This is a genomic window from Stenotrophomonas acidaminiphila (assembly GCF_001431595.1).
Taxonomy (GTDB): domain Bacteria; phylum Pseudomonadota; class Gammaproteobacteria; order Xanthomonadales; family Xanthomonadaceae; genus Stenotrophomonas; species Stenotrophomonas acidaminiphila.
Genome location: NZ_LDJO01000075.1, coordinates 53,716 through 60,970, shown reverse-complemented (window position 1 = coordinate 60,970; position 7,255 = coordinate 53,716). Strand labels below are relative to the sequence as shown.

The 7,255-nt window shown below is 69.1% G+C and carries 7 protein-coding genes; 2 read left to right on the top strand and 5 right to left on the bottom strand.

The genetic code is table 11. The features are described 5' to 3' along the window. The 5 genes from ABB33_RS16720 to pdhA form a co-directional block, all read right to left on the bottom strand. The coding region (locus ABB33_RS16720) for a hypothetical protein (protein ID WP_056932831.1) at positions 1-340 on the bottom strand (340 nt) is incomplete at its 3' end. Between the two features lie 200 nt (positions 341-540). Continuing rightward, positions 541-1,893: a dihydrolipoamide acetyltransferase family protein gene (locus tag ABB33_RS16715; protein ID WP_056932830.1), complete on the bottom strand. Its 1,353-nt coding sequence runs from the start codon at positions 1,891-1,893 to the stop codon at positions 541-543. Between the two features lies 1 nt (position 1,894). Next, entirely contained in the window at positions 1,895-2,245 is a 351-nt protein-coding gene (locus tag ABB33_RS16710) for an SH3 domain-containing protein (protein WP_054667884.1), read from the bottom strand. Between the two features lies 1 nt (position 2,246). Further along, a complete protein-coding gene (locus ABB33_RS16705; protein ID WP_152985139.1) occupies positions 2,247-3,233 on the bottom strand; it encodes an alpha-ketoacid dehydrogenase subunit beta in 987 nt (328 codons plus the stop codon). Between the two features lie 82 nt (positions 3,234-3,315). Then, entirely contained in the window at positions 3,316-4,404 is a 1,089-nt protein-coding gene (gene pdhA, locus ABB33_RS16700; RefSeq protein WP_054667881.1) for a pyruvate dehydrogenase (acetyl-transferring) E1 component subunit alpha, read from the bottom strand. 277 nt (positions 4,405-4,681) lie between these two features. Here pdhA and ABB33_RS16695 point away from each other — a divergent pair, with 277 nt between their 5' ends. Together ABB33_RS16695 and ABB33_RS16690 are read left to right on the top strand one after the other, a co-directional pair. Then, positions 4,682-5,563 carry a tryptophan 2,3-dioxygenase gene (locus tag ABB33_RS16695; RefSeq protein WP_056932829.1) on the top strand — a complete coding sequence of 294 codons (882 nt, stop codon included), beginning with the start codon at positions 4,682-4,684 and terminating at the stop codon, positions 5,561-5,563. 199 nt (positions 5,564-5,762) lie between these two features. Continuing rightward, positions 5,763-7,253, top strand: a complete 1,491-nt coding sequence (locus tag ABB33_RS16690; protein WP_056932828.1) for a peptide MFS transporter — start codon at positions 5,763-5,765, stop codon at positions 7,251-7,253. The last annotated feature ends 2 nt before the right edge of the window (positions 7,254-7,255 follow it).

Sequence of the window (7,255 nt, the reverse complement as noted above, 5' to 3'; positions counted from 1 at the left end):
AGGGTTCCCAGGCGCTGCCGAGGAACAGCTCGACCTTGCCGCAGGATGGGCAGGCATGCAGGTCGAATGCTTCGCGGTTCACCAGCAGTTCGCCGAGGTTGCCGAGCAGGAACGGCAGCGCCTGGGAACCCTCGTGGAAGCGCTTGCGGCCAGCGAACACCATCGGCGTGCCCGGGCAGCGCAGGCAATCGATCAGACGCGGCGGCCAGGCCGCCGGATCGGCGTTGTCGGGGCGGAAACCCGGGTCCGTACTGCCATCGACGCGGGTGCCGCATTTCCAGCACTGGTCGAAGGTGTCCTCGTTGCTTTCCCTGCAGTGGCTACAGATCCAATGGGTCATGGTCACGCCTGTCCTGTGCGATGCGGGCATCGTAGCGTAGCCGCGGGCGTCGTGGTGACCGCGCACGGGGGAACTGCCCGAAGCGGTCGCCGGGGTCGCCCGCCGCCGGCGCGAGGCGCTGCAGTCATCGGGGCGGGCGATAAAAAGAGCCCGCATCGCTGCGGGCTCAGGTCCGGCTGCAGAACCGTTGCGGCGGCCGGTCAGTGCGGCCGGGCCAGGTCGTCGATCAACACGCGCAGGAAACGCGCGGCCTCACCGCCGGTGCAGGCGCGGTGGTCGAACGTGACCGACAGCGGGATCACCTTGTGCGTTTCCACGCCGCCCATCACCGGGGTCACCTGGAAGCGGGCGCGACCTGCGGCGACGATGGCCACGCACGGCGGCACCACCACCGGGGTGGCATAGCGGCCGGCGAACATGCCGAAGTTGGACAGGCTGATGGTGTAGCCGCTCAATTCCGACGGCGCGATGCTGCGCTCTTCCACCTGCTGGCGCAGGCGGTTGATGCCTTCGCGCACGCCGCGTGCGTCGAGCATGTCGGCGTTGCGCAGTGCCGGCACGAACAGGCCGTCGTCGGTGTCCACGGCGATGCCGATGTCCACCTGCGCATGCAGGGTGCGGGTGAGGGTGTCGCCGTCGAACCAGGCGTTCATCGCCGGCACCGCCTGGCAGGCGGCGACGATGCCGCGCACCAGCCGCGAGGTCATGTCGTTGCCCGGTGCCCAGGCATGGATGTCGGCGTCGTCGGTCAGCGTGGTCGGCACGACCTTGCTGTGCGCGTCGGCCATAACCCGCGCCATGTTGCGGCGCACGCCCTTGAGCGGCTCGGGCTGGCCCTTGGCGACCACGCCCGGGGGTGCGGTGCGCATCGGCTTGCCGGCGGCCGACAGCGGCGTGCGCGCGGCTTCGGCGCGCACGGCCGGCGCTGCCGCGGCGGCGGCCTGGACCGCCTGCGGTGCGGCTGCAGGCGCGCTGCCGACCTTGGCGGTGCCGGCTTCGGCGGCCTGCTTCACATCGCTCATCGTCACCGCGCCGTCGGCACCGGTGGCGCGCACCCGTGCCAGGTCCACGCCGAGCTTGCGCGCCATCGCGCGCACCGCCGGCACCGCCTTGACCCCGCCCACGGCCACGGCCTGTTCGGTGTGCACGGCATTGGAGCTGACCATGGCCCCGACCACGGTGCCTTCGTCGGCACGCTCGGCCGCGCCTGCAGCCGGAGCCGGAGTAGGAGCCGGTTCGGGAGCGGGAGCGGCAGGTGCGCCATGGTGATGGCCGGTGTCCTGGCCTTCGGCGCGCTGCGGCAGGTTCGGATCGATCTCGAACTGGGCCAGCATGTGCCCGGTCACCACGATGTCGCCGGCACCGCCGGCCAGCTTCAGCACCTTGCCGGAGACCGGCGAAGGCACTTCCACCACGGCCTTGGCGGTCTCCATCGACACCAGCGGCTCGTCCAGCTTGATCACGTCGCCTTCCTTGACGAACCACTCCACGATGGTCGCGTCCGGCAGGCCTTCGCCCAGGTCGGGCAGGTTGAAATTCTTGGTCTGGCTCATCTCAGGGGGTTTCTTCCAGTAGTTCCAGGTCGCGTGCCGGCAGCCAGCCAAGCGCGCCGTTGGCGCGTTCGGCCCACCACCAGCCACCATGTTCGTGATGCAGTCGCACCAGTTCGCCGCTGTCCACGTCCAGTTCCTGCGCGGTGTAATCGCGCAGCGCCTCGGCGCGGCCGTCGCCGAGCACGCGCAGCCATGCCACCGGCGCCCAGCCGGCGCGGTTGTCGGCGGTGCGCACCCAGGCGAAGTCCGGCCATTCCTCGTCGCGCACGCCGAGTTCGACGATCTCCCCGGCATGGAAACGCAACGGCACCGGGTACTGGCTGCGGTAGGCGTTGAGCAGTCGCGCGCGCATGTCAGCCGGCCGCCACCGCGCGCCTGGCCGCCGCCACGATCCGCTCCACGCTCGGCAGGTACTTCATTTCCAGGCGGAACAGCGGGATGTGGGTGTCGTAGCCGGTGACGCGCTCGACCGGCGCCAGCAGGTCGTACATCGACTCCTCGGCCAGGCGGGCGGCGATCTCGGCGCCGAAGCCGGCGGTCTTGGGCGCTTCCTGCACGATCACGCAGCGACCGGTCCGGGCGACCGATTCGGCAATGGTGGCGAAGTCCAGCGGGCGCAGCGTGGCGACGTCGATGACCTCGGCGCTGATGCCGTCGGCGGCCAGCTTGTCGGCCGCTTCCAGCGCCTCCTTGACCTGTGCGCCCCAGGCCACCAGGGTCACGTCGGTGCCGTCGCGCAGCACGAAGCACACGTCCAGCGGCAGCGCCTCGCCGTCGTTGGCGACCACTTCCTTGTACTGGCGGTAGATGCGCTTGGGCTCCATGTAGATCACCGGATCCGGCTCGCGGATGGCGGCCAGCAGCAGGCCGTAGGCGCGCTGCGGGCTGGACGGCAGCACCACGCGCAGGCCCGGCACGTTGGTGAAGATGGCTTCGTTGGCCTCGCTGTGGTGCTCGGGCGCGCGGATGCCGCCGCCCCACGGCACGCGCAGCACCATCGGGCAGTGCAGGCGGCCGCGGGTGCGGTTACGCATGCGCGCGGCGTGGCAGATGATGTGGTCGACCATCGGGTAGACGAAGCCGTCGAACTGCGCTTCGGCCACCGGCTTCATGCCCTGCACGGCCAGGCCGACGGTGAGCCCGGCGATGGTGGTCTCGTCCAGCGGGGTGTCGAGCACGCGCTGCGCGCCGAACTTCTGCTGCAGGCCGGCGGTGGCGCGGAACACGCCGCCGTTGACGCCCACGTCCTCGCCCAGCACCAGTACCGACGGGTCGTGTTCCATCTCCCAGGCCAGCGCCTGGGTCACGGCTTCGATCAGGGTGATGGGGGTGGCGGTCATGGTGTTCTCTCCGCTGGCGCCGGCGGCGCCGTGGTCGCTGACAAGTTCGTGGCCGGCCTGCGCGCCGGTGCTGCGCTTGATGTCATCCATGGCGCTGCTCCAGGGCGATGGCGGCCGCGCGCTGGGCCAGCAGGTCCGGCGGCGGGTCGGCATACAGATAGTCGAACATGGCTTCCACCGGCTGCACCGGACAGTTGAGGTAGGCGTTGACCTCCTCGTCCACGCGGGCGCCGCATTCGGCGATCCAGTTCTTCTCCTCTTCCTCGCTCCACACGCCCTGCGCGGTCAGGTACCTGCGCAGGCGGATCAGCGGTTCCTTGAGCCACGCGGCCTTGACCTCGGCGTCGTCGCGGTAGCGGCGCGCGTCGTCGGCGGTGGTGTGGTCGGACAGGCGGTAGGTGAGGAACTCCAGCACCGTGCCGCCCTGGCCGGACAGGGCGCGCTCGCGCGCCTGCTCCATCGCCGCCAGTACCGCGATCAGGTCGTTGCCGTCCACCTGCAGGCAGAACAGGCCGCCGGCCAGGCCCTTCTGGGCCAGGGTCTGGGCGCCGGTCTGCGCCGAGCGCGGCACCGAGATCGCCCAGCCGTTGTTGACCACGCACAGGATCAGCGGCAGCTGGTAGGCGCCGGCCGAGTTCACCGCGGCGTAGAAATCGGTCTTGGAGCTGCCGCCATCGCCGCAGACGGTCACCGCCACCTGCGGCTTGCCCTGCAGCTTGAACGACAGCGCCGAGCCGGCCGCGTGCAGGCACTGGGTCGAGATCGGCACGCAGATCGGGAAGTCGCGCGCCGCGTCGCTGTCGCGGTCGTAGTCGCTGCCGCGCTCGTCGCCGCCCCAGTACATCAGCACGTCGCGCGGACGCACGCCGCGCATGAACATGGCGCCGTATTCGCGGTAGCTGGGGGCGAACACGTCGCCGGGCTTCATCGCCGCGCCGATGCCGACGTGGGCCGCTTCATGGCCCAGGCAGGAGGCGAAGGTGCCGAGCTTGCCGGTGCGCTGCAGGGCCACGGCCTTGGTGTCGAACACCCGGGTGGCCAGCATCTGCCGGAACAGGGGCAGCAGCGCGCGCGGATCGCGCAACGAAGCCGGCAGGTCGTCGCGTACCAGGGTGCCGTCGGCATCCAGGTACTGCAGGTATTCGATGTGGAACTGGGCGGAAACCGTCATTGCAGCAACACCTTGGACAGATGGTTTCAAATGATAGGAATTGCGCATGGTAAGGAATCGGACGGGAAAAGCCGTCCTGCGCCGCAGCACGAAATCCGTGCGCCGGCCCATGCGCGGCCGCCGCGGCACGTGGATCCAACGCATTCAGCCGGCCGCCGCGGCCACGGACGGATTGTCGCGCCGGTTGCAATCGCAAGTGTTCGCTTTCCGTTTGCGCGGGCAGCGGCCGCCCGCCGCGCCGGGTTACCCTTTGCGACCCACGCAGATGGCAAGGCCGATGACCGTAGAACAGAACCAGCGTGAGCTCGAAGCCGGCATCCACACCGACCTGCACGGCAGGCTCACCTATGGCGGCTATCTGTGCCTGGACCGGCTGCTGTCGGCGCAGCAGCCGTTGTCCAGCCCGGCCCACCACGACGAGATGCTGTTCATCATCCAGCACCAGACCTCGGAGCTGTGGCTGAAGCTGCTCGACCACGAACTGCGCGCGGCCATGGGCTTCCTGCAGCGCGACCAGGTCTGGCAGTGCCGCAAGGTGCTGGCGCGCGGCAAGCAGGTGCTGCGCCAGCTGACCGAGCAGTGGTCGGTGCTGGAGACCCTGACCCCGTCCGAGTACCTGGGCTTCCGCGACGTGCTCGGCCCGGCCTCGGGCTTCCAGTCGCTGCAGTACCGCTGCATCGAGTTCCTGCTGGGCAACAAGAACGCGGACATGCTGGCGGTGTTCGACTACGACCCGGAGGGCCAGGGGCGCCTGCGCCGGACGCTGGAGGCGCCGAGCCTGTACGAGGAGTTCCTGCGCTACCTCGCCCGCTTCGGCCATGCGGTCCCGCCGGAGTACGCCGGCCACGACTGGACCCGTCCGCATGTCAGCGACGCCGCGCTGCGGCCGGTGTTCGAACGCATCTACCAGGACACCGACCGTTACTGGCGCGAGTACTCGCTGTGCGAGGACCTGGTGGACCTGGAGTCGGCGTTCCAGCTGTGGCGCTTCCGCCACATGCGCACGGTCATGCGGATCATCGGCTTCCGCCGTGGCACCGGCGGTTCCAGTGGCGTGGGTTTCCTCAAGCAGGCGTTGGAACTGACCTTCTTCCCGGAACTGTTCGAGGTGCGCACCAGCATCCGCGGCGATACCGGGGCGGTGCCCGCCGGAGCCTGAAACGCCAACGTATTCAGTATTTTGGGTGGGGTCGCGGCGGGCCATGGCCGCCGCCGCCCGGTCGCCGCCCGGGCCGCCGGCGCGGCGTTTGTGGATTTGACGTGAAGCCGGCGCTTCGGTGATCCTCGCGCGTCGTGCCGATTCCGGCCGACTTCATTTGCATCATCTGCCCAACGAATCACTCAGGGGGAAACCCAGCATGAGCGCTGCCGCGCCGAATTCCGCATCCACCCCGGCGCCCGTGCCGGAGTTCAAGAACCTCCTCGGCCACCCGCGTCCGCTGTGGATGCTGTTCATGACCGAGTTCTGGGAACGCTTCGCGTTCTACGGCATCCGCTGGGCACTGGCGCTGTACATCGTCGCCCAGTTCGCCGAGAGCCAGGCCGGGGCCAGCAAGCTCTATGGCGCCTACCTGGCGCTGGTCTACGCGGCGGCGCTGTTCGGCGGCTTCGTCGCCGACCGCATCATCGGCTACCAGCGCTCGATCCTGATCGGCGCGGCGGTGATGTCGCTGGGCCTGTTCCTGATCGCCATTCCCGATGACCGGGTGTTCCGCATCGGCCTGGCCACGATCATCGCCGGCAACGGCCTGTTCAAGCCCAACATCTCAAGCATGGTCGGGCAGCTTTACGGCATCAACGACTCGCGCCGCGACTCGGGCTTCACCATCTTCTACATGGGCATCAACGCCGGCGCGCTGGTCGCCCCGGTGCTGACCGGCATCCTGGCCGACAAGCTGTTCGGTACCGAGGCCATGCCGGCCTACAAGTACGTGTTCATCGCCTCGGGCATCGGCATGCTGATCAGCCTGGTGTGGTTCTGGATCGGCCGCCGCCAGCTCGGCAGCGTCGGCGCGGCCCCGGCCGGGGCCGGCATCGGCCGCACCATCGCGGTGCTGGTCGGCGCGCTGGTCGCCGTGCCGGTGGCCTATGGCCTGCTGACGATCGACGCCGGCATCCTCGGCTGGATCCTGGGCGCGCTGTTCACCGCGCTGTGCGTGATGATCCTGGTCGAGGGCGTGCGCGAGGGCAAGGTGGCGCGCGACCGCTCCATCGCCATGCTGATCATCTTCGTGTTCAACGTGCTGTTCTTCATGTTCTTCGAACAGGCCGGCAGCTCGTTCAACTTCCTGGCGCAGAACATCGTCAACCGCGACCTGGGGGGCTGGATCTTCCCGATCGGCTGGTTCCAGTCGGTGAACTCGGTGGCCATCCTGGCGCTGGGCCCGATCTTCGTGTGGCTGTGGACCGCGCTGGGCAAGGCCAACCCGTCGATCCCGCGCAAGTTCGGCCTGGGCCTGATCTTCAACGGCCTGGCCTTCCTGCTGCTGATGTACGCGCTGTCCTCGCTGGTCGACGACGCCGGCAAGATCCCGTTCTGGACCCTGTTCATGGTCTACGTGATCCAGACCGTGGGCGAGCTGTGCCTGTCGCCGATCGGGCTGTCGATGACCACCAAGCTGGCCCCGCTCAAGGTCGTCGGCCTGGCGATGGGTGGCTGGTTCCTGTCCACCGCCATCGGCAACAACCTGTCGGGCATCTTCGCCGCGGTGGTCAGCGGTGAAAGCGGCATGACCGTCGAATCGGCCCTGAAGGGGTATACCTTCGGCTTCTGGTCGCTGCTCGGCGCCGGCGTGCTGCTGTTCCTGATCGCGCCGCTGGTGCAGAAGCTGATGCACGGCGTGAAGTGAGG